Origin of the sequence: Bacillus sp. UNC437CL72CviS29 (assembly GCF_000482345.1) — a bacterium.
Classification (GTDB): Bacteria; Bacillota; Bacilli; order Bacillales; family Bacillaceae_G; genus Bacillus_A; species Bacillus_A arachidis.
Genome location: NZ_KI535303.1, coordinates 447322 through 472607, shown reverse-complemented (window position 1 = coordinate 472607; position 25286 = coordinate 447322). Strand labels below are relative to the sequence as shown.

The following is a 25286-nucleotide window of genomic DNA, read 5'->3' as shown; positions in this document are numbered from 1 at the left end:
TACGGAAATAAAGCGTGTTTAATTCAAGGCGTTAGGTCTGAGATACATTCATGTCCTTTATATCCACCTTTTCATGTGGATTCATAGTTTCATTTTTATTTAGGAGGTACATGACATGCAAACAGGTAAAGTTAAATGGTTTAACAGCGAAAAAGGTTTCGGTTTCATCGAAGTTGAAGGTGGAGACGATGTATTCGTACATTTCTCAGCTATCCAAGGCGACGGCTTCAAAACTTTAGAAGAAGGTCAAGAAGTTTCTTTCGAAATCGTTGAAGGTAACCGTGGACCACAAGCTGCTAACGTTACAAAAAACTAATTAGCTAGCGAGAAAAAGCATTCCGAATTTCGGAATGCTTTTTTTATTCTTTTGAACTAGATTCATTCGGAGATAATTCCCCTTTAAAGGTGCGCTCTTCAAAATCATCAAGCATCTGCTCATATTCTTCATGTTCTTCTGTCGCATACACCTGTGGGTTCTTCCCATACATATCTGTTCCGATGAAGTTTTCAAAGTCTTCTACGTAACCGCGTGGCTCTTCGGCATCCATATACATCTCATCAAAATTCTTCGAGTCGCGGCGTTCTAAATCAGATGGCGTTTCTGATGTTCCATATAAAGCAACATCTTGCCAAGCATCCTCTGCATCATATCCAACGGCACTGTCCATATCGTATTTGCCAAACGGTGGCTCTACCAATTCTTCTTCAATGGGACGTGCACCTAGGTTTAATTTATTTGTCGTATGTTCAATACAAGTTGTAGCAGTCGGCATGGCTTCTAATCTTTCCAGCGGGATTTCTTCACCAGAAACTTCGCAAACCCCGTATGTGCCAGCTTCAATTTTTTGCAGGGCATCCTTTGTATCTTGCAGTTGCTTATGCCAAAATTCAATAAGTCCAAAGTCTTTTTCGCGTTCATATAATTCGGTAGCCATATCGCCAGGGTGATTATCATAAGCCGATAATTCTCCAACAGATTCCCGTTCAGAAGCACGGTCTGTCCCTTCATGATTTTGCAGCGTTTGTTCTAACTCTTGTTGTTGCTTTTCTAAAATAGACTTAAAATGATTGATTTGTTGTGGAGTTAACATAGTATCCACCTTCCTACAATTCGGTTTCTTTATGTAGTATGAGCTGGATTACAGGAAATATGAGGAGGAATTTAGGAAGGTAATGACATCGCCCATATATTGAAAAAGCACCGATATATTTTGAAATTGAAAAAAGGAGCTAACTAGCAGCTCCTCTTCTATAGAAAATATCCAAGCAATAGGCCCATTCCCATTAAAAATCCAAAGATTGTATTTGTTTTTGCAGTTGCAATCATTGCAGGTGCCATTTCCATTGGAATACTTTTTCCGATAAATCCTTTTGTTGCTTTAAATGCTTTCGGTGCACTTAGGAATACGATTAGCATCCATGGAGAGACGATTCCGACAATCATTAGGGCAATCGTCCAAATGTATGAAACGATAAACATAGATGCAAGGACACCAATTGCGTTTTCACGTCCAACGATAATTGCTAAGGTGTTACGACCGTTTTCTTTATCACCATCTAAATCACGAATGTTGTTAGAAAGTAAAATTGCACCAATTAAAATCGAATTTGGAATAGATACTAAAATAATTTCTGATGTTACAGTGCCAGTCTGAATGAAGAAAGAAATACCAATAATAATAACACCCATAAATAATCCTGCTGTTAATTCTCCAAATGGTGTATAGGCAATTGGAAGGGGGCCGCCTGTATAAAGGTAGGCAACGGCCATACAAACAAGACCGATTGCAGCAAGCCACCAGCTAGAATTCATACAAATATAAACGCCCAATAGCATTGCGATACCGAAAAATCCAAATGCTAAGTTCAATACTGTTTTTGGCGGAATCCCGTCGCGAACAATTGCACCGCCGATACCAACTGAACCTTCATGATCTAATCCTCTTTTATAATCAAAGTATTCATTGAACATGTTTGTTGCTGCTTGAATGAGAAGACAGGCAAGAAGCATGATAAAGAAAAGAGGGAGATGTATTTGATTAATACCCCCTACTTGCATTGCATAAGCTGTTCCGATAAAAACAGGAACAAAAGCTGCTGTTAATGTATGAGGACGTAATAAACTCCACCAAATGCGCCAACCCGTTTGTTTACTTGGTTTTGGCGACATAGAAGGGGAATTCGTTTCGACTTTCATTTCCATGTTGAATCCTCCTTGTCACATAATATACACAATTAAGTGTAGGAAAAGCAGCATTTAGTGTCAACGTTTATTTTCTAGGAAGAGAAGGGGAATTTCTCAGAAATGCTAAACGTTGACAGGGCTTTCGTTTGAGGTGTATCTTAAAATCAAGCGTATTTATGACTATTTTTCGCCCATAGGGGGGAGATTCTGTGATTCAGACGAAACAAAAAGATTTACAAGAAGTACTAATTACAGCTATTACACGTGCGACGAATGAAAAAACATTGGTCAGTTTTGTAAAGCAAATAGATTGGATGGATCCACTTCTTTTTTATGCAGCAGGAAAAAGGATTGCATCCGAAAATAGATGTTATTTTGCAGATCCGGCTCAGCATGTGATATTTGCTGGAATTGGCTCTGTTTTCACTATAGCAAATTCTTCTGACAAACGCTTTCAAGATGCTCGCGAAGAGTGGAGTAAAGTGCAGAAGAATGCAATTGTTCAAAGAGAAGAGTATGAATTTGGGACAGGACCACTTTTATTTGGTGGCTTTTCATTTGATCCAGAAAAAGAACAAACGGATCTTTGGAAAGAATTTAAAGATACAACATTGTCGTTACCAGCTTTTCTTTTAACAGTCAAAAATGAAAAAGCATGGTTAACGATAAATACATTTATTTCAGCTGAAGATTCGGCACAGATAATTTATGAAGAAATTGTTTCTTTGGAAGAAAGAATTTTACAAGAATGCAAAGGCCAGCTTACAGAGGAGAAGTTAACAGTAACTTCTAAAGTAGAAGTTGACCCAAAGGGCTGGATGAATGCAATTGTAAAAGTACAGGATGAAATGAAAAAAGGAAGCGTACAAAAGGTTGTATTAGCACGGGAATTAAAACTAACGATGAACCAAAATATTGATTCTGCTCGTGTTTTAGAAGCACTCCGCATTGGTCAGCCAGATTGTTACGTATTTTCCTTTGATTATAAAGGGGCATGCTTCTTAGGAGCAACGCCTGAGAGATTAATTCGAAAAGAAGGAAAGAAATTTACATCCATGTGTCTTGCTGGTTCGATTGGTCATGGTAATTCTATAGAAGAAAGTAAACAAAATGGTGCGATGCTTCTTCATGATGAAAAGAATTTGGCAGAGCATGGTTATGTAGTAAATATGATTCGAGGCGTATTAAATGAGCATTGCGAGTCTGTTAATATTCCGCAGCAACCAGGATTATTAACAACAAAAAATTTACTACATTTATATACACCAGTTGAAGCGAAAGGTGATGCATCACTTCTTTCGATGGTGGAAGAATTACATCCAACGCCAGCACTTGGCGGCACGCCTCGCCACGTAGCGATGAAACTGATTCGTGATGTAGAATTATTAGACCGCGGATTGTACGGAGCACCAATCGGCTGGATAGATGACAAAGGGAACGGTGAATTTGCGGTAGCCTTACGCTGCGGATTATTAAATGGTGATAAGGCATCCTTATTTGCTGGTTGCGGTATTGTGATTGATTCTGTGCCGCAACTTGAATATGAAGAAACAAGTTTGAAGTTTAGACCGATGCTTGGTGCTTTGGAGGAATTAATGAAATGAATAATCATATAGAAGCATTATCATATTATTTAGGCGCGTTTGTGGACGAAATGGCGCGTCTAAATGTATATGATGTTGTCATTAGTCCAGGTTCACGATCAACGCCGTTAGCCTTACTAATGGAGCAACATGAACAGATAAAAACGTATTTGCATGTAGATGAACGATCAGCTGCCTTTTTTGCGCTCGGTATTGCGAAAATGAAGAAGCGTCCTGTAGCGATTTTGTGCACATCAGGAACAGCGGCAGCAAACTATTATCCGGCAATTTGTGAAGCCTTTCATTCACGTGTACCATTGCTTGTTTTAACAGCAGACAGACCACATGAACTACGAGATGTTGGGGCACCGCAGGCAATGAATCAATTAAATTTATATGGTTCTTTTGTGAAACAATTTATGGAGATGGCACTGCCAGAAGCTAGAGAGCCTATGTATCATTATGCTCGTATGACAGTTGGACGTGCTATTGCAAGTGCGTCCCTTGAGCCAAAGGGACCTGTCCATATTAACTTCCCACTTCGGGAACCACTCATTCCTAATTTCTCTTTAGCAGATTTATGGGAAAAAGGTCGTGGTGAATATACAGGGGCAGTTCACCAAGGAAACATGACGATGGCCAGTGAATATGTAAGTTCTCTTACAGAGCGCCTTTCAAGTATGGAAAAGGGGCTTATTGTTTGTGGAGACGATAGTCATCCAGGGATTGCTGAACCTATCATACAGTTTGCTGCTAAAACCGGATATCCAATTTTAGCAGATCCCCTTTCAGGTCTCAGAAGCGGTGAACATGATAAATCAATGGTAATGGATTGTTATGATACATTTTTACGAAATGAATTGTTAAAGGATACTTGGAAGCCGGAAGTTATCATTCGTTTCGGTGGTATGCCTGTATCGAAAGCTTTAACGCAATATATAAAGAAACAAAAGACAGCTGTTCATATCGTTGTAGATGAGTCAGGAAAATGGAGAGACCCGGCTCTTGCAGCGACGGAAGTTGTATGTGCAAGTGATATCTCATTTTGTAAAGAACTTACAGATAATATGCAAAAGAGAGAACAGAATGATTGGTACGGGATGTGGAAACATATAAACGATGCGACGAAGGAAAAGCTTCGTGAAATCGAAACATATGAAACAGCATTTGAAGGAAAAGTGATTACTGATATTGTTCATGTGTTACCAGAGGAAGCAACTTTATTTGCCAGCAACAGTATGCCAATTCGTGATACAGATACGTTCTTCTTTACAACAGATAAAAGAATCAATGTAGTGGCAAACCGTGGTGTGAATGGGATTGATGGAATTATTTCAACAGCTCTAGGTGCGAGTACTGTTTGTGAGCCCCTTGTATTAGTAATCGGTGATTTATCATTTTATCATGATTTAAACGGACTATTAGCAGCAAAATTATATGATTTAAACATAACAATTGTTATTGTAAATAATGATGGTGGTGGCATCTTCTCATTCTTACCGCAATATGAATCAAAAGAGCATTTTGAATCATTATTCGGAACGCCGCTTGGACTTGATTATGAACATATTGTAAAGATGTATGGTGGTTCATTTGCGCGTGTAAATGGTTGGGAAGCATTTCGTGAAGAAGTACAAAAAGGAACAACTGAACGAGGATTACACGTTGTAGAAATTTGTACGAATCGTGATGAGAACTTAAAGATGCACCGTGATCTATGGGCAAGTACATCGAAAATAGTTACCGAAATTTTGCAAGGTGAAGTGAAATGAAAGTCATGCTAGAAGGTGTAACGTATGAATATGAAGTGGTCGGAAGTGGAGAACCGCTCCTACTTCTTCATGGTTTTACGGGTAGCATGGAGACATGGCGTTCTTTTATTTCTTCATGGAGTAAGCAATTTCAAGTTATCTTAGTGGATCTTGTTGGACATGGAAAAACAGAGAGTCCCGAGGAAATTACGCATTATGATATTCAAAATGTATCACGACAAATGACGGCACTACTCGATCATTTGCATATTGAAAAAGCACATATACTTGGTTATTCAATGGGTGGAAGACTGGCGATTACGATAGCATGCTTATATCCAAACCGTGTGAAGTCTCTTTTATTAGAAAATTGCACAGCTGGACTTGAAATGGAATCGGACCGACAAGAACGCCGCGCGAAAGATGAACAGCTTGCAGATCGAATTGAATTGGAAGGAATAGACGCCTTCGTAAGCAGGTGGGAAAATATACCGCTGTTTGCAACGCAAAAAAGGTTGTCACGAGATGTACAAGAGGCGGTAAGAACCGAGAGACTTGCTAATCACCCAAGAGGACTTGCAAATAGTCTTAGGGGTATGGGAACAGGTGCTCAGCCTTCATGGTGGAATCAGCTTGAAGAGCTCGCAATGCCTGTCTTGTTAATGAACGGAGAGAGCGATCCAAAATTCTTTCAGATCTTAAAAAACATAAAAAAATGCATTCCGCACGCGGAATTTGTCAAAATTGATGGAGCTGGCCATGCAATTCATGTGGAACAACCGCAAAAGTTTGATACAATAGTAAAGGGATTTCTAAAAACTATGCAGTGACACTTTTTTCTTTTGAAGAGAGTAGAACTTATAGATTAGCTAATGGACAAGTTAAATTGACTATTAGCACGATAAAAAAGGAGGTAATAGTAATGGCTATTGAATGGGTAAAAGAAGGCAATTACGAAGATATTATTTATTCCACATACAATGGTATCGCAAAAATTTCGATTAACCGCCCTGAAGTACATAACGCATTCCGCCCTAAAACGGTAATGGAGTTAATCGATGCTTTTGCATATGCACGTGATGATGCGAATGTTGGCGTTATCATTTTAACTGGTGAAGGTGGACGTGCATTCTGTTCTGGCGGCGACCAAAAAGTTCGCGGTCATGGCGGATATGTAGGTGAGGACCAAATCCCACGCTTAAACGTATTAGACTTACAACGTTTAATTCGCGCAATCCCGAAACCAGTTATCGCAATGGTAGCAGGTTATGCAATCGGTGGTGGACACGTACTTCATATCGTATGTGACTTAACAATTGCAGCAGACAACGCTGTATTTGGACAAACTGGTCCTAAAGTAGGTAGCTTTGATGGCGGTTACGGTGCTGGTTATTTAGCTCGTATGGTAGGTCATAAGAAAGCTCGTGAAATTTGGTACCTGTGCCGTCAATATAGTGCACAAGAAGCACTTGATATGGGCTTAGTAAATACAGTTGTACCATTAGAAGAGTTAGAAGCAGAAACAGTACAATGGGCACAAGAAATCTTAGCAAACAGCCCAATGGCACTTCGCTTCTTAAAAGCTGCATTCAATGCAGATACAGACGGATTAGCTGGTATCCAGCAACTAGCGGGAGACGCAACGTTATTGTACTACACAACTGACGAAGCAAAAGAGGGCCGTGACGCGTTCAAAGAAAAACGTCGTCCAGACTTCGGACAATTCCCTCGTTTTCCTTGATCAAAAGCGGAGCCGACTGTTCAGCCCTGACGGCTAAGGTTCTTTCGCACAGAAAGTGATTTTACTTTCTCGTGCGGAAGGTTCTTAGACGCGAAGGGCTAGGAGGCGTAGCTGGATAGAATCAAAAGCGGAAGCGGCTCGTTTAGAGTGTGAGGGAGATGGAGCTTCTGACGTAGAGGCGCAGTTTGCCTCATGGGCAGAAGCGAAGCCACCGAATATTCTAGCCGCTGTAGCCGGATAGATTAAAAGCGGAAGCAAAAAAGAGACTTGATTCTACATCAAGTCTCTTTCTTTCATGGAAGGAGAATGTGTAATGAAGACGATGCCCAATTGGTTAATGCAGCGTGCTTTTTTAACGCCAAATCGTACTGCGATTGAGACAAAGGAAGAGAAAATAAGCTTTGCAGAATTACATGAAAAAGTATTATCTGTTTGTAAACAACTTTCCTACTTACAGATAGAAAAAGGTCAAAAAGTGGCTGTTCTGATGAAAAATGGTACGGAGATGATTACGGTAATTCATGCCTTGTCTTATATAGGGGCAGTAGCCGTACTTCTAAATACACGTCTTTCAAGAGAAGAGCTACTTTGGCAAATGGAAGATGCTGAAGTTGTTTGCTTACTAACAGACCAAGAATTTGAAACGGAGCAGGTACCTGGTTACAAATTTGAAGAAGTGGTGAATGGACCGAAGCAACCCGCAATGATTCAAGAAGAGTTTTCTTTAGAAGAAGCGATGACAATTATTTATACGTCAGGAACAACTGGAAAGCCGAAAGGAGTTATCTTAACATATGGTAATCACTGGGCGAGTGCCGTGGGATCATCGCTGAACTTAGGACTCCGTGATGATGATTGTTGGTTAGCGTGTATGCCGATGTTCCACGTAGGCGGTTTATCCCTTCTAATGAAAAATATTATGTACGGTATGCGGGTTTTGCTCGTTCCCAAATATGATCCTGATTTTATTCATGAAGCGATTAAAACAAGAGGAGTAACAATCATATCGGTCGTCTCTAAAATGCTGACGGACTTATTAGAAAGACTTGAAGGAGAAACATACCCAAACGCTTTACGCTGTATGCTATTAGGCGGAGGGCCTGCGCCAAAGCCTCTATTAGAAACATGTGTAACAAAAGGGATTCCTGTGTATCAAACATATGGAATGACGGAAACTTCTTCACAAATTTGTACACTATCAGCGGATTATATGTTAACGAAAGTCGGTTCAGCAGGAAAACCTCTTTTCCCATGTCAGCTTCGAATTGAGAAGGATGGTAGGGTTATGCCACCAAATGTTGAAGGTGAGATTGTTGTAAAAGGGCCGAATGTGACACATGGCTATTTTAAACGGGAAGATGCAACACGTGAAGCAATAAAGGATGGTTGGCTTCGTACTGGTGACCTTGGGTATTTGGACGAAGAAGGATTTTTATATGTACTAGATCGCCGTAGTGATTTAATTATTTCAGGAGGGGAAAATATTTATCCAGCGCAAATTGAAGAGGTGTTGCTTGCGCATCCGAAAGTTGTAGAAGCTGGCGTTGTTGGAAAAATGGATGCTAAGTGGGGACAAGTACCAGCTGCATTTATCGTAAAAACAGATCATGTAACTGAAGAAGAAATCATTCGTTTTTGTGAAGAAAAATTAGCGAAGTATAAAGTACCAAAAGAAGTGTATTTCTTATCAGAATTACCACGTAATGCTTCGGAAAAATTGTTAAGACGTGAATTAAGGCATTTGTTGGAGGAAATATAGATGAAGTTTAAAAAGGTGACGCTTTATATAACAGAAATGCCTCTTGTCGTGCCTTTTGCTGCAAGTTACGGAACGTATAAAAAGCGCGAAAGTATCGTCATTGAACTTGAGGATGCTGACGGATATATCGGTTTTGGAGAAGTCGTCGCTTTTTCTGAGCCATGGTACACAGAAGAAACTGTAATAACGGCGCTTCATATGCTTCAAGATTTTTTATTACCAGATTTACTGAAAGTGGAAATTACGCATCCGAATGAAAGTCCGGGCCTCTTTCAGCATATAAAACGAAATCACATGGCAAAAGCAGGGATAGAAGGCGCTGTATGGGATTTATATGCGAGACGTCAAAACAAGCCATTAGCGACTTTACTTGGAGGAACGCAGCCAAAAATTGGAGTCGGTGTTGTAGTTGGGATAGATACGATTCCCAATATGTTAAAGAGAATTGAGATGTATGCAGAAGAAGGTTATGAGCGCTTTAAAGTGAAAATTAAACCAAAACTTGATTATGAGCTGCTGAAAGAAATACGAAGAGCCTTCCCCAAGATTCCATTAATGGCCGATGCAAACTCAGCGTATACGTTAGCTGATGCTGAGCAGTTAAAAAGATTAGATGAATTCCAGTTAATGATGATTGAGCAGCCTTTAGCAGATAATGATTTTCTTGATCACGCTAAGCTCCAACAACAGATTGAGACACCTATTTGTTTGGACGAGAGTATTCATAGCTTAGAAGATACAAGAGTAGCGATTACACTTGGAAGCTGCCGCATCGTAAATATTAAACCGGGACGAGTTGGTGGATTAACTGAGTCGATTCAAATTCATGATTATTGTCAGGAGCGCGGCATTCCTGTTTGGTGCGGTGGTATGGTTGAAATGGGGATTTCGCGTGCGCAAAATATTGCGTTAGCATCACTTCCGAACTTTACAATTCCAGGTGATATTTCAGCTTCGAGTAGACATTGGAAGCGAGATATTATTTTACCAGAAGTAACATTGGAAGACGGAAAAGTATTTGTTCCGAATGAACCTGGGTTTGGATATGAAGTAAACCGGGAAAGATTAGAAGAGATTACGAAAAAACGGATTGTATGTGAGAGGTGAATGCATGAGGCAGCAAGAAGATATATTGCAAGCCATACAGGTATATTTATTAAAGGTGCCAATTGTAAAAGTTGCATATATTTTTGGGTCTCAAGTAAGGAAAGAAGTGTTCGATCAGTATAGTTATCATATTGCAATTGAAACGAAGAATGCCTCGTATAAACAATTTCAGTGGCTATGCTTTGAGTTGACAGAAGAGCTAGAGGGAAGCGAGAAATTTGATGTGGTACATTTAAATATGCTCCCCAATCCACAATTAAAAAAGCGTATCCTTCAAGAAGGAAAGCTATTTGTACAGCGTATATAAGGGCCTACGATGATTCGATTATCGTAGGCCTTTTTGTGATGAATGAGCAGTTCGTACAGTTCGTACGCATTCACGGTTATCTATAAATTCATGGTTCAATTGCATCTTTTCGTAAAACAAGCCTGTTTTTGGGAAAAACAAGCTCCTGATTTCCCATGTAAACATAATATAAATGGAATCCGCTCATTTAGAACATGATAGGATCCCCTTGTTGTTACGAATGATACTAAAGGAGGAATAGAGTAATGAGTGAAAAGTGCGATCACAATCATGACCATCATCATCATCAGCATATAAGACACGGCTGCGGAGGCGGCTTTGCGCTTCTAATTGTACTGTTTATTTTATTGATCATCATCGGTGCTAGCTGCTTCGGTGGTGGATGCGGTTACGGTGGCTATGGCGGTTATGGTGGCTTTGGTGGTTACGGCGGCGGTTACTGCTAACAAAAACTATTGAAAATAGCCTTGTGCATACGCACAAGGCTATTTTATTCAAATTTTAAGACGTTGTGATAATTTATTAATGTAAAAGGAACGGATTAGGAAAAAGAAAATAATCTCGATGGTCCCAAATAGAGTTAATACGAATAGTAATTCTTTTAATAATGAAAATGAGTGTATAAATTGTAAAAATTGAATAGCGAATATCGTATGCACAGTAGCAACGATATAAGGTACAAAAAATAGGATTGCCAATTGAATGGTTGCAGAATGGAACATTTCCGTTTCTGTTAACCCAATTTTTGTAATGGTAATATATTTCTGTTCTTCCCTTGTTAAATCGTTATACATTCGGAAGTATAAAACGCTAGCCGCACCCATAAAGAAGATGACGCCGAGAAATGCACCGATAAAGAAACCGGAAACATTATTTTGTTTACTATAAGACAGTTCGTCACTAGCCGTAAAAATAGAGAATGGGATGGGCGTTTGTGTGTTATTATTTTGTTCTTTAGATTTAGAAATATTGTCTCTATCCTCGTTCGTTACTTTTAAAATATTTGTTGTTGGTAAAAGGGCCTGTTCCCAGTTTTCCACTATATAATTATAAATTGTCATCGTTTCGATATGAGGAATCATCATTTCCACTACATAATCTTGCATAACCAAAATATAAGGAAGAGCAAACTTTGGCCCAATTGCTTGTTCAGAAAAGCCATTTATATGAAATGTTTTTTTGTTAGATGCGATCGTAATATTTTCTCGCTTTTCAAAAGGATGCATGGTTAAGCTTCTGACAGCTTTTGAGTAATCCGAAACAATATAGGTTTCGGATTTATCCAGCTGAATCGTCGGTCTGTTTAATAGTGTTGAAAGCTGATTATAATCACTTTCTTTCATAATGGCAATATCGATATTAAAAGCTTGATCTTTTAACACGGTGAATTTGTTTTTTTTATACTGAAATTCGTAATTTGTTAACTCTCTTTCGATTATATCCGTATGCTTTTTTTCAAAAGGATTTTTCTCATCAGATATATAGGTGAAAGGAAACGGATAATCTGCTAAAATTGCCGCTTTTGTGTAATTATTCATTGCAAAAAGTGACGTGATAATCGTGAATGTAAGCGCAGATAGCATAGTAACGATAAACAGCATAGTAATATTACCACGTGTACGTGTTGCTAAATCCGAGATCCAAAGCATGTTAATTTTTTTCATATAAAAACGACGTCTCTTTTTTAATAACCAAATGAAAAGAAACAGTGTTTGTGAAAACAGTAAATAGGTTCCAATTGTTACAAGTGGAATGATTGATAATGGTGGAACAATAGCAAAGCCGCTTCGAATCGTTTTCTCTGATACATAACTTTCCGGAACACCAGCAATATAATAGCATCCTACTAAACAAGCCACTCCAAAAAGTGAAATGAGAATAGATGGGCGTCTCTCTTTTTTTTGTTGTCCGTCATCTTTTATTAAACGCATTGTTTTGCGCGTGCGAATTAATATAGGTGTGAAAGTAGAAACAATCAAAAATAAAATGATAAATGTTATGGTCGTTATGATAATCGCTTTTGTTGGCCAATATAAATAAAGTCCTTTTACACCCGTTAATTTAGAAGTCACTAGTAGAAAAAAGTTAGAAAACACAAGGCCAATTTGAATGCCAACAAAAATTGCTAATATTCCAATCATCATATTTTCCATAAACACGAGTCGTTTTAATTGTTTCTTTGAAATGCCAAGAATGGTCAAAATACCGAATTGTTTTTTACGTACTTTTAAAAATGATCCGACAGAATAAAGGAGAAAAAAGAACGAAAACATAACGATGACAAATTGGGCCATCCCAATTAAATTCATCAGTGGTCCTCGCTCTTGTAAGCCTTGTAAATGCGGGTGATACGAATACACAGTAAATGAAAAGAAAACCATAATTGAAAATACACTGCTTACAAAATAGGCAAAGTATGCTTTTGAATTACGAGAGACATTTTTAAATGCAAACTGCCAAAATGTCATCCGCGTCTTCCTCCGAGTAATGCCAGTACATCTAAGATTTCTTGATAAAACTTTTCACGATATAGACCGCGGTGTAACTCATTGTAAAGTTCCCCATCTTTAATAAAAATCACGCGGTTGCAGTAACTAGCTGCAAATGGATCATGTGTCACCATTAAAATGGTAGCTTGCTCTTCTTTATTCAATTTTGTAAATAACTCCATTACATCAATTGCTGCTTTAGAGTCTAGATTTCCTGTTGGCTCATCAGCAAGCAAGAGCGATGGATGATGAATAACAGCACGAGCTACTGCGGTGCGCTGCGCTTGTCCACCAGAAACTTCAAAAATCCGCTTATTTAAAATATGATCAATTCCAAGTTTTTTTGAGATGTTATCAAGTTTTTCATCCATTTCTTTAAGAGGAACGTTATCTAAGGTTAATGGTAATACAATATTCTCACCGATTGTTAACGTATCTAATAAGTTAAAGTTTTGAAAAACAAAGCCTAATTCCTGACGGCGGAAAACGGCTAGTTTTTCTCTGCGGAATGTGTGAGGCTGTTTTCCATTAATAAAAACCTCTCCAGCAGTAGGAGAATCAATTGTTGAAATTACATTTAAGAAAGTAGATTTACCGCTCCCTGAAGGTCCCATAATTGCGACAAACTCACCTTTATCCACATGCAAATTAATATTTTTTAAAGCAGTATGAGGAACTTTCCCCTCATACACTTTTGAGACATTTTTAATGTGTAATACTTCTTCCATAAAACTCACCTTTCTATTTTTTAAAGCTTAATATGATGCGATAATTTTTGCATATATAAGGAACGGATTAACAAGAAAAAGATAATTTCAATCGTTCCAAAGATTGTAAGAACCACTGTAATCTCAGCAAATAACGACAGATTTATGATTTCTTGCAACATTTTTGTAGCAAACATTGTATGAATGGAAGCTATAATATATGGAACAAAGAATAAAATCGCAAGCTGAATGGTTGCTGAGCTCTTCATCTCAGACTCTGTTAAACCAATTTTTGTAACGGTAATATATTTTTCTTGTTCGTTTGTTAAATCCGTATACATTCGGAAGTAAAGTACACTTCCAGCTCCAATGAAGAAAATAACACCAAGGAACGTGCCAATTAAAAAGAATGAAGCGGTACTTAATTTAATGTTGTATAGTGTATTACTTGCTTCCTCCATCATATATAAAGGCTCTGTAGATGAGATGTTGTGTCGCTCTTTTGTTAATTTATCAAAATACTCTGCAGCGATTTCATGTGTCTTTTCCCAGTCTTTTACTTGGAAATTATAAAGCGTCATATGTTTCATGTTATTCGATAAAGCATGTACTGTATCATCAGATAAAATCAATATTTGTGATGTCCATCCAGTTGGTATCACGCTAATAAATTCGTAACCTTTTACATGTAATGTATGTCCACTTTGAGAAAGTTTGACGCTTTTTTGCATGTACTCCTCTTGCATGGGTGCCAATATGTTTTGATACCCGTACCCAGGTAATATATATGTTTCATCCGTCTTTACAGAAAGTTGCTTACGATGTAAAGCAGTCGCAAGCTTATTATAGTCACTTTCCTTTAATACATATGCCTCTTGTTCAAAAGGAGTCGTTTCATCCTTTTGTAATGAAACTGCATATAAGTCCGTTTCGAACTTTTTATATGAAAATTGCTCTTCGCTAAGTCGCTTTTCTAACCAGTCCATATGCTGCGTGACAAGTGGATTGTTGTCGTATGAAAGATAGGTAAATGGAAATGGACTATTGTTGGTAACATCGAGTTTTATAAACTTCCCAAATCCATATATGAATGTAATCATTGTAAATGCAAGGGTAGATAGCATTGCTACAATAAACAGCATATTAATATTTGTCCGAATGCGATTTGCTAAATCTGAAATCCAAAGCATATTAATTCGTTTCATATAAAACTTCCGTCTTGCTTTTAAAATACGAATGAGCAGGAAGCTAATTTGTGAAAAGAAAAAATAGGTTCCCATTGCAACTAGTGATGGAATAACGAAAATACTAGAAACAATGTATATAGACCCTATTTCAGTACTGAGGGATACAAAGTATTTTGGATTTCCAGCTAGCACATAACCGGAGAATAAACATATAGCACCGAATAGAGAAATAAGTATAGATGGCTTTCGTTCTTTTTGTTTCACTTTCCCTTCCTTTAGAAGTCGCACCGCTTTTCTTGTTCGAATGAGTATAGGAGTGAATGCTGATACGACGATAAAGAGTCCAAGAAAGATTACAGCTGTTAAAATGATGGCTTCTGTTGGCCAATATAAATATAGTCCTGGGGCATATGTAATTTTCGCTGTTACTAATAAGAAAAACTGAGAAAATACAAGTCCGAATTGAATGCCAAAAAAGATAGATAATACTCCAATTAACATATTTTCTAAGAAAATAAGTCGTTTTAATTGCTTTCTGGATATTCCTAAAACAGTTAAAATACCAAATTGTTTTTTTCGAACCTTTAAGAATGTACCGATGGAGTAAAGTAAGAAAAAGAACGAGAAGAACACGATAACTACTTCCGAAAATATCATTAATCCTGAAATTCCATCAACCAAGTTAGACCCTTGTAATCGAGGATGAAATAAATACACCGCAAATGAAAAGAAAACGGCAATGGAAAATGCACTACTTATGAAATAGGCGAAATAAGCCCTTGAATTTCGGGTTACGTTTTTAAATGCAAACTGCCAAAAAGTCATGCTGTATACCTCCGAATAGAAGATATAGTTTGAGTCGTGTTGCAAAAAATGTATGAGAGTGAATTCTCATACATTTTGCTGAAATGTGTTATGTTCATTGCTCTGTCACCTTCCTAGATTCATCGGCTTGTGTATTCGCAGCGTTATGGAAGATGATTTTGATGCTTGTTCCTTTACCAACCACAGAATCTAATTTCACAGAATGTCCTAAATAAGAGCAAATTTTACTTACAATATAAAGTCCCATACCAGTTGACTCTCCAAATGCACGACCATTTTTTCCAGTATAGAATGGTTCGAATACTCTTCGAATATCTTCTTGTGGGATACCAACACCTTCATCACGAATTTCTAGAATAATGTCTTTTCCGTTTCGATAAGCGGACAAGAAGACTTTCTTGCCACGCTCGCCAGAATAGCGAACTGCATTGGTCATTAACTGATAGATAATGAATTTAAGCCACTTTGCATCAGAAGCAACCGTAAGGTCAGAGTGGACTTCTAAAACGGGGAAAACCCCATTGCGAATAAAGAGTTCTTTTAAGCCATTAATATTTTTTGTTACGGCATCCTTCAGTGAAATCGTTTCTACATGGAAGTCTTCGTGGAAGTTATTAAGTCTTGCCATATATAAAGCCATATCAAGTCCTTGATTTAATCTTTCTAATTCTTTTTTAAATTTAGGAATGAGGTGTTCATCTTCCATTTCGAGTACCATAAGTTGCATAACAGAAACGGGTGTTTTCATTTGATGCACCCAGTGGTTAATAAACAATTGATGTTCTTGTTGTTTTACTTCATATGTTTGTAGCTCTTTTTGGAAGAGGCGATACTGCGTACGAACAAGTTCATTTACGCCGTGCGGCATCGGTGCAGTCGCTCTTTCAATAAACGCATCTTCCATTTTTTCTGGTGGCTCACTTAACCTATGATACATTCTGCGGTTGCGAACATAGCGATAAGCAAGGAAGCAAATAAATAAATATAAACTTAATACAATAAAGTAGAACTTGTTGCTTTGGAATCCATCTATTGCATCATAGAGAATGAAAATGATACCGAAGTTTAATGCATAAAGAAGAAAAAATGCAAAATGATCACGCAAAAATAACTTCATTCTTATTCACTCCAAGTTGCGTTAAAACGATACCCTAATCCGCGTACTGTTTCAATTGCATTCTCAATACCAAGTTCATTGAATTTCTTACGAAGGCGTGTAATGTTTACGTTTAATGTATTCTCTTCAACGAAGCTTTCATCATCCCAAAGTGCAGCTAATAAATCTTCGCGGCTTGCTGTACGTGGGTGTTTTGATAGTAGCATTTCCGCTAATATTGCTTCTTTTTTTGTTAGTAAAACTTGTTCCGTTTTAAAGTGAATCTCTGGACGTTCTGGATATAGTTTTAAACCTTCCACTTCCACAATACGTTCTGAAATGTTTGGTGCATAGTCACCGTAAATGCGGCGTAATTGTCCTTTAATTTTTGCCATGACAACATCGTAGTGGAATGGTTTTGTAATATAATCATCCGCACCATTTTCAATTGCCATAATTTGTTCCATCTCACCAGCACGTGCAGAAATGAAAATAATTGGGCAAGTTGATTCATGACGAATTTGACGGCACCAGTAGAAGCCATCGAACTTCGGTAAGTTTACATCTAGAAGCACTAGGTGTGGTTTCACTCTATTAAAAGAATCCATAATATCATCAAAGTTATCGGCAACAACCGCTTCATAACCATATTTTTGAATGTGAGACTGAAGTAAAGATGAGATATTTGGATCGTCTTCAACGATTAAAACTTTATACATATATATTCCTCCTCAAAAAACAATTGTAGCTATAGTGTAACATGTGTTTCTAGTCTTTTCATTATCTTGCAACAAGCGTTAGTAAACAGTATAGGGCAAAAGTGGAAAAGTAAAAAGGGCTGTGGATATAATTGACAATTTATAGTTTTTATTTTAACATTTAGATAAATATCTAAATGTCTAATTAGTGAAAGGAAGAAAGACATTGAACCAAGCATTTAAAGCATTAGCAGACCCAACAAGGCGAAAGATTTTAGATTTATTAAAAGAAGGTGATTTAACGGCTGGTGAAATTGCCGAACACTTCAATATGACAAAGCCAAGCATTTCGCATCATTTAAGTGCACTTAAAAACGCTGAACTCATTCAAGATGAAAAAAGAGGGCAATTTGTTGTGTATTCTTTAAATACAACGGTATTTCAAGATTTATTAACATGGGTATTTACGTTTACGAATAAAGGGGGAGAAGGGAAATGAGAAAACATCTTTTTGCAATCATATTAATTCTTATAACTTGTGTAGCATGGACGATTGCTTGGCCATATCTGCCGGATACAATTGCAACGCATTGGAATGGTGGTAAGGTAGATGGTTATTCTTCTAAATTATACGGAATGATTTCTATGGTCGGGATTATGATTGGCTTATATATATTTCTAAATGTTTTACCCAAAATTGATCCAAAGAGAACAAATTACGAGAAATTCTCTAAAGGCTTTATGGTGATGAATAATGGGATACTTGTTTTGCTTTTTGTAGGGAATATAGATATTATCACCAGTGGATTAGGATATAACTTATTTATAAATCGAATCCCAGAATTATTAGTTGGTATTTTATTTTTAGTGATAGGGAATTATTTACCACAGTGTAAACCTAACTTCTTTGTGGGTATGCGTAATCCATGGACACTCAGTAATGAGGAAGTATGGCGTAAAACACATCGTTTTAGTGGAAAGGTATTTGTAGCTTTGGGACTCCTTATGATTGTAAGTATTGTTGTACCAGCTGAGTGGAGATCATATATCATGCTTGCAATGATATTAATTGCTGTGGTGCTAACGAATGGATATTCTTATATTTTATATAAAAAGGAACAACTATAAATAGTAGATACGACTTAATGATATGTGGTAAGGATGAAGGCTTATTGCGTGTCATTTTAGTTACTGAAGTCTGAATATTCAGTCTTGTTGTGCGCCAGTTTAAATCGATTGGAGGAGAGCCTATGTTAGAAATCATAAATTTTAGCAAAACCTACAAAGGTGGTAAAAGAGCAGTAGATGATTTGAGTTTAACTGTTCAAGCGGGAGATATCTTTGGATTTATCGGTCACAACGGTGCAGGGAAAAGTACAACGATTAAGTCGCTTGTAGGTGTTATAGACTTCGAAGAGGGAGAGATTTTTGTTGATGGAAAATCAGTAAAAAAAGATCCTATTGCGTGTAAAAAAGTAATGGCATATATTCCTGATAATCCAGATTTATATGAGCAATTAACAGGAATTCAATATTTGAACTTTGTCGCTGATGTTTTTGGGGTATCGGCAAAAGACAGAGAGGAACGGATACAAGAATATGGGGATGCTTTTGAGATTACGCCATATTTGGGAGATTTAATATCCTCTTATTCACACGGCATGAAACAAAAAGTAGCGATTATATCAGCAGTTGTGCATCATCCGAAATTATTGGTTTTAGATGAACCTTTTGTCGGTCTTGATCCAAAGGCGGCTCTTGTACTTAAGGGGGTTATGAAGGAACTTTGTGAATCAGGCAGTGCCATTTTCTTTTCTACTCATGTATTAGATGTAGCAGAAAAATTATGTAACAAGATAGCGATGATTAATAAAGGAAAACTAGCAATCTCGGGGGAAGTAAAGTCTTTGACAAGGGAACATTCATTAGAAGAGCTCTTTATGAAGGTGCTTGCCGATGAAGAATAATTCGCTAGCTCTTTTAAAAATCCGTCTGATAACGCAGCTTGGACTAAATACTTTTAAGTATGAAAAAGATAAGAAAAAGAAGCAAAATAAAATTTTAATTTCGGTATCAATTGCTTTCGTGGCTGTTATGTTGATGTTATATTGTGGAAGCGCGGCATATGGATTGGTAAAACTGGGGATAGGTGAAGTAATTCCAGTTTACGCATTTGTTATTAGTAGTGTATTAGTTTTGTTTTTCACGATGTTTAAAGCGAATGGTGAGATTTTTGCTTTTAAGGATTATGATTTTGTCATGTCTTTACCGATTCGTGTAGATACGATTATCGCTAGTAGATTTTTGTATTTGTATGTATTAAATACGTTGTTTTCAATGATAATCATGCTGCCGATGGGCATTGTTTATTGTATATACGAGAGGCCATTAGCTTCTTTTTACTTGATGTGGTTCATAACCCTGTTTATAGTATCTTTAATTCCGACAACAATTGCGGCAGTTTTTGGGGCAGGTATTACGGCAATTGCCTCCAAATTTAGATATGCAAATAGAGTCACTACCATTTTAAGCTTGGCAGCAATCATTATTTTTGGTTACTTTATGTTCAAACAAGGAAATACGAAATATAGTTTTGCAGATTTAGAGGGGATTGGAGCAACTGTTTCAGAGGGGTTAGTGAAGGTATATCCATTAGCTAACATTTTTCAAAAAGCAATTGTCGATGCTAATATTGTAGCTTTTATCCTTTTTGTTGGTATATCAGTTATTTGGTATTATCTTTTTGTAAAAATACTGGCTCTTAAATATAAACAAATCAACACAGGTATCTCTACGTACCATATGCTTTCAAATTACAAGATTGATCGTATGAAGAAAGAAACAGTATTGATCGCATTATACAAAAAAGAACGGAAGCGTTTCTTTTCTTCTACCGTATATGTGATTAATATTGGTATGGGAGTTGTCATGGCAGCTATTTTCTCACTTGCGATGGTTATAGTAGGGCCAAATCAATTCACCGGATATCCAGGCATCGAAACGATTTTACAAAAAGTAGCGCCATTTGCTGTCTCAGCAATGATTGCTATGACATGTACAACATGCGTATCATTGTCGTTAGAGGGAAAAAACGTATGGATTATCAAATCATTGCCCCTAACACCTAAAATGATTTATGACAGTAAGATTCTCATGAATCTTTCACTCAGCATCCCTACCTCGATTATTAGTGGCATCCTTATGATGATAGGTTTAAAGGCGGATATTTGGACTTCTATGTTAATCATAATAACTCCTATTGCATATTCATTTTTTTCAGCAGTATGGGGTGTTTTTATTAATAATCGATTTGTCAATTATGACTGGGTGTCAGAAACACAAGTGGTGAAACAGAGTATGGGATCTGTTCTTGGTATGTTTGGAGGTATGATTATGGCTGTCGTACCTGCTTTGCTAGTAGGTACAGCTGTGATATCAAACTATAGGTTGTTTACTTTTGTAGTTGTTGTAATGATCTCGATTATCACTGCAACATTGTATAACAATGAATCTAAAAGAAGTATAAAGTGAAACGTTAGTCTAAAAAGCGCCATCGATAAGATGAGCGCTTTTTTCCACCTTACAGAATTGTAATGTTTCTGTAAGGAGAATGAATAGATAGCTCTTTGTCCCAGTGTTATAGTAGCAAAGTAGTTATTTCACAAGGTTAAATTTTGTTTTCTTCTGCTAAGTGCCCTTACATAACTGTCATGTTTGTGTAAGAAACATCGATAGTGGCAAGAGTGGAAGTTAAGATATAGTGAAAATAGAGAATAGAAGAAGTGAGGGATATAGAGATGAAGACGGTATTAGAAGCGAAAAATATTAAAAAAGTATACGATACAGGCGGAAATACATTCGAAGCGCTAAAAGGTATTAACTTACAAGTACAAGAAGGGGAATTCGTTGGAATTATGGGACCTTCTGGATCTGGTAAAACGACTCTTTTGAATGTTCTTTCTACAATCGATAATGCAACGAGCGGTGAAATCTTAATTGATGGGAAAGACATTGTGAAAATGAATGATGATAAATTAGCATTGTTCCGCCGCGATCATTTAGGTTTCATTTTCCAAGATTATAACTTGTTAGATACGTTAACGGTGAAAGAAAACATTGCATTGCCACTTGCGTTATCAAAAGTGAAAGCAAGCGAAATTGATCGTCGCGTTCTGGAGATTGCGAAGAAATTTGGTATTGATCATATTTTAAGTCAATTCCCGTACCAAGTATCTGGTGGACAAAAGCAGCGCTGCGCGGCATCACGAGCAATCGTTACAAATCCAAGTATGATTTTTGGGGACGAGCCAACAGGGGCACTTGATTCCAAATCAGCAACAGATTTATTAGAAAGTATGAAGGCATTAAATGAATATGATAATTCAACAATTTTAATGGTAACGCATGATGCATTTGCCGCGAGTTATTGTAAACGTGTTATCTTCATTAAAGATGGTGAGCTATATAAAGAATTGCATCGCGGGGACTTAACACGTAAACAATTTTTCCAACAAGTAGTCGACGTAATGTCCGCAATTTCTGGGGGGATGACAGATGACATTATCTAGTATTGCCCTCCGCAACATACAGCGGAATTTTAAGGATTACTTTTTATATTTTGCATCTATGATCTTTAGCATCGTCATTTATTTTACATTTAAGGCGCTTGAGTATAACTCACAAATGGAAAAAGCAGCGGAAGGTTCTAAGAAAATTAGTGGAGCATTCCAAGTATCAAGTGTGATGCTGATTATTTTCGTAGCGGTATTTATTATATACTCTAATGGATTCTTTACACGTAAGCGTAAAAAAGAAGTTGGTTTATATTCTCTACTAGGAATTCGAAAAAGACAAATTGGTAAAATGTTATTTTATGAAAATATGCTGATGGGCTTGATGTCATTAGTAGTCGGAATCGCGATTGGTAGTGTACTTTCAAAGTTATTCCTTGAATTATTAGTAAGCATGATGGGATTAAATTTAAATGTACATTTTGAATTACCAATGGCTGCAATTATTGATACGGCAATTATCTTTTTTGTGATCATTCTTTATACATCACTGCAAGGGTATCGTTTAATCTATCGCTTTAAATTAATTGAACTTTTCCGTGCAGAGCGTGAAGGGGAAGAGATGCCAAAAGGATCCGTGATTATGGCATTACTTTCAGTTTGTTTAATCGGTTCAGGTTATTTCTTATCACTGATGTATATTAAAGCAATTAAATATGCAGACTTTATGACAGTCGCGCTTTATATTTTACTTGCAACAGTACTTGGTACGTACTTACTATTTATGTTCTTTACAGTATTTGTATTAAAACGAGCAAGAAACAAGAAATCATCTTTCTATAACGGTATGAACATGGTAACGACGTCCCAACTACTGTACCGTATTAAAGGAAATGCAAAATCCCTCGCAACAATTGCGATATTAAGTGCGGTAACATTAACAGCGGTCGGTACGTCGGTTACGATGTATTACAACACATTTAAGCAAGCGAAGGAATTTGCACCGTATAGTTATTCGTATGAGAAAAAAGATGCAGCATTAGATAATAAAATAGAATCTATTTTTAATGAGGAAAAGAAAAACCATCCAGTTACAAATCAATTTGAAGTTGAGATGGTTCCTGTGAAAGGAAAGTTTGAAGGAAAACAAGCAGATATGCTTGGAAATACTCATTATCGAATTACTGAGCAATACCAACTTATCTCGAAATCATCTTTTAATACCCTTGCGAAAAAGATGAATATAGATACAGTGGATATAGGGGCTGATGAGGCCTTTGTATATGATGGTTCATATATTGAGGAATATGAGTTTAACGCTGACTATAAAGGACATAAAGCCGTATTTCCAATTGGAAAAGAAACAAAGAATCTAGCAATTAAAGGTACAGGAAGTAATAATGTCACAAACTTAGGTGAATTATTTGTAATTGTTCCAGATCAAGTATATGAACAAGCTAAAAAAGTAGTTGGAACACGCGTTGTGAAAAATATTGATGTTAAAGATGAAAGAAACAGTAAATTTCTAACAGAAAAATTAGCGAAAGTCATGCCGGCTGGAAAATCTGAAATTGAAACACCATTCAGAGACTTCTATACTGGTTTCCAAGCAGGACTTGAAGCGACAGGGTTAATGATGTTTATTGGACTATTCTTAGGTTTAGTGTTCTTGCTTGCAACAGGTTCTATTATTTATTTCAAGCAGTTAACAGAAGCAAGTGCAGATCGCGATCGTTATGTTGTACTTCGTAAAGTTGGAGTTACAAAGCGAGAAATGAAAAAGGCGATTGCAAAACAAGTAGGTTTTATATTTGCAATTCCATTAGTAATTGGGATTTTACACAGCTTATTTGCGCTAAAAGGCTTATCAAACTTGTTACCATTTGAAATATTGATCCCATTATTAATGAGTATCGGTGTATATAGTGTTATTTATATTGGATATTACTTCTTAACAGTTCGTTCTTATTACAAGATTGTGAGTGCGAAGTAATGAAGAAAGCAGCTATCGCTATAGGCGGTAGCTGCTTTTATATTTTCTATCCTGTTCATTTCTTCATAAAATCTTAAGAAATTTCCATGCTATTTTTTAAAAAATGATAGTTATACTTGGAGCTATATTAGATAATACCGAATGAAAGGGAGAGGTTAGAAATGCAATTTATTACATTCTTAACCGAATTTGTGAAGCATCCAAAGAATACTGGGGCAATTGCACCTAGTTCGAATAGATTAACCAAAAAGATGGTAGGCGCAATTAATTTTGAAGAAGCAAAGTATATTCTAGAATTGGGGCCTGGAACAGGAGCATTTACACGAGAGATTATAAAAAGAAAAAAAGAACACACGATATTTATCTTAATTGAAATTAATGAAGTTTTTTTCAAAAAGTTACAGGAGCAGTTTAAGGATGATCCAAACGTTTTAGTCATACATGGATCAGCGGAGAATCTAAAGAAGTATATAAAGGAGTTTCAAATAGAGAAGGTTGATTACGTATTATCAGGATTACCCTTTACATCTTTACCAACGGAAGTATCTTCTCGTATTTTATCCAGCGTAATAGAATCATTAAGTGAGGACGGCAAGTTCATTACATTTCAATATTCGCTTGCAAAGAAAGCATTTATCCAAAACTTTTTTCAGGAAATTTCACTAAAAAAAGTTTGGTTGAACCTTCCTCCAGCTCATGTTTTTAGTTGTAGAAAGGCATGCACGTAATGGAATTACATGAATTGTTATCTTATATTGAGACGTATGGTTACGGGGCTTTATTTTTTTGTTTATGGCTTGGGATTGTAGGTATGCCAGTTCCAGATGAAATGATTGTGATGAGTGGTGGCTTTGTATCGTCGCTGGACATACTAAATATAATTCCGGCCTTTTTGTTAACCTATTTGGGCGTTGTGTCAGGCCTCTCTTTAGGTTATATACTTGGAAGGATATTTGGTGCTAAAGTACTTGATAAATTGTTGGAAAAGAAAAAAGCGAAGTACTTGCTGAAATCACAAGAAATGATTGGTAAATACGGACAGTATGCATTAGTAACAAGCTATTTTATACCTGTCGTTAGACATATCGTACCCTATTTAGTTGGGATGAGTAACATGAGATTTCAAACGTATGCTTTGTATTCCTATACGACAGGATTTGTTTGGACATTGCTTTATTTCGTACTTGGATCTTTGTTTGGAAAACATATCGAAATGATTGTAGAACTGGCAACGAAGTATGGTATCTATTTAGGGGGAGTAGTTGTCGTCATAGGTAGTATTTTTTATTTGTACCTACAAAAGAAGAAGCGAATAGTAAATACATAAATAAATAATCTAAAATGAAG

24 protein-coding genes are annotated in these 25286 nt (G+C 36.8%); 17 read left to right on the top strand and 7 right to left on the bottom strand.

Annotated features, from left to right (window positions below; all coding sequences use genetic code 11):
- Positions 1-115 precede the first annotated feature (115 nt).
- Positions 116-316, top strand: coding sequence for a cold-shock protein CspD (gene cspD, locus M014_RS0123450; protein ID WP_001193054.1), 201 nt, complete (start codon positions 116-118; stop codon positions 314-316).
- 43 nt (positions 317-359) lie between these two features.
- Here the strand turns inward: cspD and M014_RS0123445 are convergent, their stop codons facing one another.
- Together M014_RS0123445 and M014_RS0123440 are read right to left on the bottom strand one after the other, a co-directional pair.
- On the bottom strand, positions 360-1091 hold the full coding sequence (locus M014_RS0123445; protein WP_026593878.1) for a TraR/DksA C4-type zinc finger protein: 732 nt from the start codon (positions 1089-1091) through the stop codon (positions 360-362).
- A 158-nt stretch (positions 1092-1249) separates the two neighbouring features.
- Complete coding sequence (locus M014_RS0123440) at positions 1250-2203, bottom strand: 1,4-dihydroxy-2-naphthoate polyprenyltransferase (protein WP_026593877.1); 954 nt, start codon at positions 2201-2203, stop codon at positions 1250-1252.
- Positions 2204-2394: 191 nt separating this feature from the next.
- Here M014_RS0123440 and M014_RS0123435 point away from each other — a divergent pair, with 191 nt between their 5' ends.
- From M014_RS0123435 to M014_RS0123395, 8 genes are all read left to right on the top strand, one after another.
- Positions 2395-3789, top strand: coding sequence for an isochorismate synthase (locus tag M014_RS0123435; RefSeq protein WP_026593876.1), 1395 nt, complete (start codon positions 2395-2397; stop codon positions 3787-3789).
- On the top strand, positions 3786-5540 hold the full coding sequence (menD, locus tag M014_RS0123430; protein WP_026593875.1) for a 2-succinyl-5-enolpyruvyl-6-hydroxy-3-cyclohexene-1-carboxylic-acid synthase: 1755 nt from the start codon (positions 3786-3788) through the stop codon (positions 5538-5540). The genes M014_RS0123435 and menD overlap by 4 nt, the downstream gene beginning before the upstream one ends.
- Positions 5537-6349 (top strand): 2-succinyl-6-hydroxy-2,4-cyclohexadiene-1-carboxylate synthase, encoded by an 813-nt coding sequence (gene menH / locus M014_RS0123425; RefSeq protein WP_026593874.1) that lies wholly within the window; start codon positions 5537-5539, stop codon positions 6347-6349. The genes menD and menH overlap by 4 nt, the downstream gene beginning before the upstream one ends.
- Before the next feature lie 92 nt (positions 6350-6441).
- Positions 6442-7260, top strand: a complete 819-nt coding sequence (menB, locus tag M014_RS0123420; RefSeq protein ID WP_026593873.1) for a 1,4-dihydroxy-2-naphthoyl-CoA synthase — start codon at positions 6442-6444, stop codon at positions 7258-7260.
- Positions 7261-7573: 313 nt separating this feature from the next.
- On the top strand, positions 7574-9019 hold the full coding sequence (locus M014_RS0123415; protein WP_026593872.1) for an o-succinylbenzoate--CoA ligase: 1446 nt from the start codon (positions 7574-7576) through the stop codon (positions 9017-9019).
- Positions 9020-10126, top strand: coding sequence for an o-succinylbenzoate synthase (gene menC / locus M014_RS0123410; RefSeq protein WP_026593871.1), 1107 nt, complete (start codon positions 9020-9022; stop codon positions 10124-10126).
- Positions 10127-10130: 4 nt separating this feature from the next.
- The gene (locus M014_RS0123405; RefSeq protein ID WP_026593870.1) at positions 10131-10433 is read left to right on the top strand and encodes an enhanced serine sensitivity protein SseB C-terminal domain-containing protein; all 303 of its coding nucleotides are present in this window, start codon (positions 10131-10133) and stop codon (positions 10431-10433) included.
- Between the two features lie 245 nt (positions 10434-10678).
- Positions 10679-10879 carry a YjcZ family sporulation protein gene (locus tag M014_RS0123395; protein WP_026593869.1) on the top strand — a complete coding sequence of 67 codons (201 nt, stop codon included), beginning with the start codon at positions 10679-10681 and terminating at the stop codon, positions 10877-10879.
- A gap of 48 nt (positions 10880-10927) precedes the next feature.
- Here M014_RS0123395 and M014_RS0123390 read toward each other — a convergent pair whose 3' ends face one another.
- The 5 genes from M014_RS0123390 to M014_RS0123370 all read right to left on the bottom strand — a co-directional run bounded on the left by M014_RS0123390 (position 10928) and on the right by M014_RS0123370 (position 17456).
- Positions 10928-12901 carry an FtsX-like permease family protein gene (locus M014_RS0123390; protein WP_026593868.1) on the bottom strand — a complete coding sequence of 658 codons (1974 nt, stop codon included), beginning with the start codon at positions 12899-12901 and terminating at the stop codon, positions 10928-10930.
- Positions 12898-13650: an ABC transporter ATP-binding protein gene (locus tag M014_RS0123385; protein ID WP_026593867.1), complete on the bottom strand. Its 753-nt coding sequence runs from the start codon at positions 13648-13650 to the stop codon at positions 12898-12900. The genes M014_RS0123390 and M014_RS0123385 overlap by 4 nt, the downstream gene beginning before the upstream one ends.
- 20 nt (positions 13651-13670) lie before the next feature.
- A complete protein-coding gene (locus tag M014_RS0123380) occupies positions 13671-15641 on the bottom strand; it encodes an ABC transporter permease (protein ID WP_026593866.1) in 1971 nt (656 codons plus the stop codon).
- A 94-nt stretch (positions 15642-15735) separates the two neighbouring features.
- Positions 15736-16758, bottom strand: a complete 1023-nt coding sequence (locus M014_RS0123375) for a sensor histidine kinase (RefSeq protein ID WP_026593865.1) — start codon at positions 16756-16758, stop codon at positions 15736-15738.
- Between the two features lie 2 nt (positions 16759-16760).
- Entirely contained in the window at positions 16761-17456 is a 696-nt protein-coding gene (locus M014_RS0123370; protein ID WP_026593864.1) for a response regulator transcription factor, read from the bottom strand.
- A 205-nt stretch (positions 17457-17661) separates the two neighbouring features.
- Between M014_RS0123370 and M014_RS0123365 the strand changes: the two genes are divergently transcribed.
- The 8 genes from M014_RS0123365 to M014_RS0123330 all read left to right on the top strand — a co-directional run bounded on the left by M014_RS0123365 (position 17662) and on the right by M014_RS0123330 (position 25266).
- Positions 17662-17934, top strand: a complete 273-nt coding sequence (locus M014_RS0123365; protein WP_016116817.1) for an autorepressor SdpR family transcription factor — start codon at positions 17662-17664, stop codon at positions 17932-17934.
- Positions 17931-18563: an SdpI family protein gene (locus M014_RS0123360; RefSeq protein ID WP_026593863.1), complete on the top strand. Its 633-nt coding sequence runs from the start codon at positions 17931-17933 to the stop codon at positions 18561-18563. The genes M014_RS0123365 and M014_RS0123360 overlap by 4 nt, the downstream gene beginning before the upstream one ends.
- A gap of 122 nt (positions 18564-18685) precedes the next feature.
- Entirely contained in the window at positions 18686-19402 is a 717-nt protein-coding gene (locus M014_RS0123355; RefSeq protein WP_026593862.1) for an ABC transporter ATP-binding protein, read from the top strand.
- Positions 19392-20966 (top strand): putative ABC transporter permease subunit, encoded by a 1575-nt coding sequence (locus M014_RS0123350; RefSeq protein ID WP_026593861.1) that lies wholly within the window; start codon positions 19392-19394, stop codon positions 20964-20966. The genes M014_RS0123355 and M014_RS0123350 overlap by 11 nt, the downstream gene beginning before the upstream one ends.
- A gap of 266 nt (positions 20967-21232) precedes the next feature.
- Entirely contained in the window at positions 21233-22003 is a 771-nt protein-coding gene (locus M014_RS0123345) for an ABC transporter ATP-binding protein (RefSeq protein ID WP_026593860.1), read from the top strand.
- Positions 21990-23939 (top strand): ABC transporter permease, encoded by a 1950-nt coding sequence (locus M014_RS0123340; protein ID WP_026593859.1) that lies wholly within the window; start codon positions 21990-21992, stop codon positions 23937-23939. Before M014_RS0123345 ends, M014_RS0123340 begins: the two co-directional genes overlap by 14 nt.
- Before the next feature lie 161 nt (positions 23940-24100).
- Entirely contained in the window at positions 24101-24667 is a 567-nt protein-coding gene (locus M014_RS0123335) for a class I SAM-dependent methyltransferase (RefSeq protein ID WP_026593858.1), read from the top strand.
- A complete protein-coding gene (locus M014_RS0123330; protein ID WP_026593857.1) occupies positions 24667-25266 on the top strand; it encodes a DedA family protein in 600 nt (199 codons plus the stop codon). Before M014_RS0123335 ends, M014_RS0123330 begins: the two co-directional genes overlap by 1 nt.
- Positions 25267-25286 lie beyond the last annotated feature (20 nt).

What these genes read in the sequence shown, in the direction of transcription:
- M014_RS0123360 (WP_026593863.1), top strand. Translation starts at nt 17,931, where the DNA reads ATGAGAAAACATCTTTTTGCAATCATATTAATTCTTATAACTTGTGTA.
- menD (WP_026593875.1), top strand. Translation starts at nt 3,786, where the DNA reads ATGAATAATCATATAGAAGCATTATCATATTATTTAGGCGCGTTTGTG.
- M014_RS0123405 (WP_026593870.1), top strand. Translation starts at nt 10,131, where the DNA reads ATGAGGCAGCAAGAAGATATATTGCAAGCCATACAGGTATATTTATTA.
- M014_RS0123375 (WP_026593865.1), bottom strand. Translation starts at nt 16,758, where the DNA reads ATGAAGTTATTTTTGCGTGATCATTTTGCATTTTTTCTTCTTTATGCA.
- M014_RS0123370 (WP_026593864.1), bottom strand. Translation starts at nt 17,456, where the DNA reads ATGTATAAAGTTTTAATCGTTGAAGACGATCCAAATATCTCATCTTTA.
- M014_RS0123445 (WP_026593878.1), bottom strand. Translation starts at nt 1,091, where the DNA reads ATGTTAACTCCACAACAAATCAATCATTTTAAGTCTATTTTAGAAAAG.
- menC (WP_026593871.1), top strand. Translation starts at nt 9,020, where the DNA reads ATGAAGTTTAAAAAGGTGACGCTTTATATAACAGAAATGCCTCTTGTC.
- M014_RS0123415 (WP_026593872.1), top strand. Translation starts at nt 7,574, where the DNA reads ATGAAGACGATGCCCAATTGGTTAATGCAGCGTGCTTTTTTAACGCCA.
- M014_RS0123385 (WP_026593867.1), bottom strand. Translation starts at nt 13,650, where the DNA reads ATGGAAGAAGTATTACACATTAAAAATGTCTCAAAAGTGTATGAGGGG.
- M014_RS0123340 (WP_026593859.1), top strand. Translation starts at nt 21,990, where the DNA reads ATGACATTATCTAGTATTGCCCTCCGCAACATACAGCGGAATTTTAAG.
- M014_RS0123345 (WP_026593860.1), top strand. Translation starts at nt 21,233, where the DNA reads ATGAAGACGGTATTAGAAGCGAAAAATATTAAAAAAGTATACGATACA.
- M014_RS0123380 (WP_026593866.1), bottom strand. Translation starts at nt 15,641, where the DNA reads ATGACTTTTTGGCAGTTTGCATTTAAAAACGTAACCCGAAATTCAAGG.
- M014_RS0123330 (WP_026593857.1), top strand. Translation starts at nt 24,667, where the DNA reads ATGGAATTACATGAATTGTTATCTTATATTGAGACGTATGGTTACGGG.
- M014_RS0123335 (WP_026593858.1), top strand. Translation starts at nt 24,101, where the DNA reads ATGCAATTTATTACATTCTTAACCGAATTTGTGAAGCATCCAAAGAAT.
- menH (WP_026593874.1), top strand. Translation starts at nt 5,537, where the DNA reads ATGAAAGTCATGCTAGAAGGTGTAACGTATGAATATGAAGTGGTCGGA.
- M014_RS0123395 (WP_026593869.1), top strand. Translation starts at nt 10,679, where the DNA reads ATGAGTGAAAAGTGCGATCACAATCATGACCATCATCATCATCAGCAT.
- M014_RS0123390 (WP_026593868.1), bottom strand. Translation starts at nt 12,901, where the DNA reads ATGACATTTTGGCAGTTTGCATTTAAAAATGTCTCTCGTAATTCAAAA.
- M014_RS0123355 (WP_026593862.1), top strand. Translation starts at nt 18,686, where the DNA reads ATGTTAGAAATCATAAATTTTAGCAAAACCTACAAAGGTGGTAAAAGA.
- M014_RS0123350 (WP_026593861.1), top strand. Translation starts at nt 19,392, where the DNA reads ATGAAGAATAATTCGCTAGCTCTTTTAAAAATCCGTCTGATAACGCAG.
- cspD (WP_001193054.1), top strand. Translation starts at nt 116, where the DNA reads ATGCAAACAGGTAAAGTTAAATGGTTTAACAGCGAAAAAGGTTTCGGT.
- menB (WP_026593873.1), top strand. Translation starts at nt 6,442, where the DNA reads ATGGCTATTGAATGGGTAAAAGAAGGCAATTACGAAGATATTATTTAT.
- M014_RS0123440 (WP_026593877.1), bottom strand. Translation starts at nt 2,203, where the DNA reads ATGGAAATGAAAGTCGAAACGAATTCCCCTTCTATGTCGCCAAAACCA.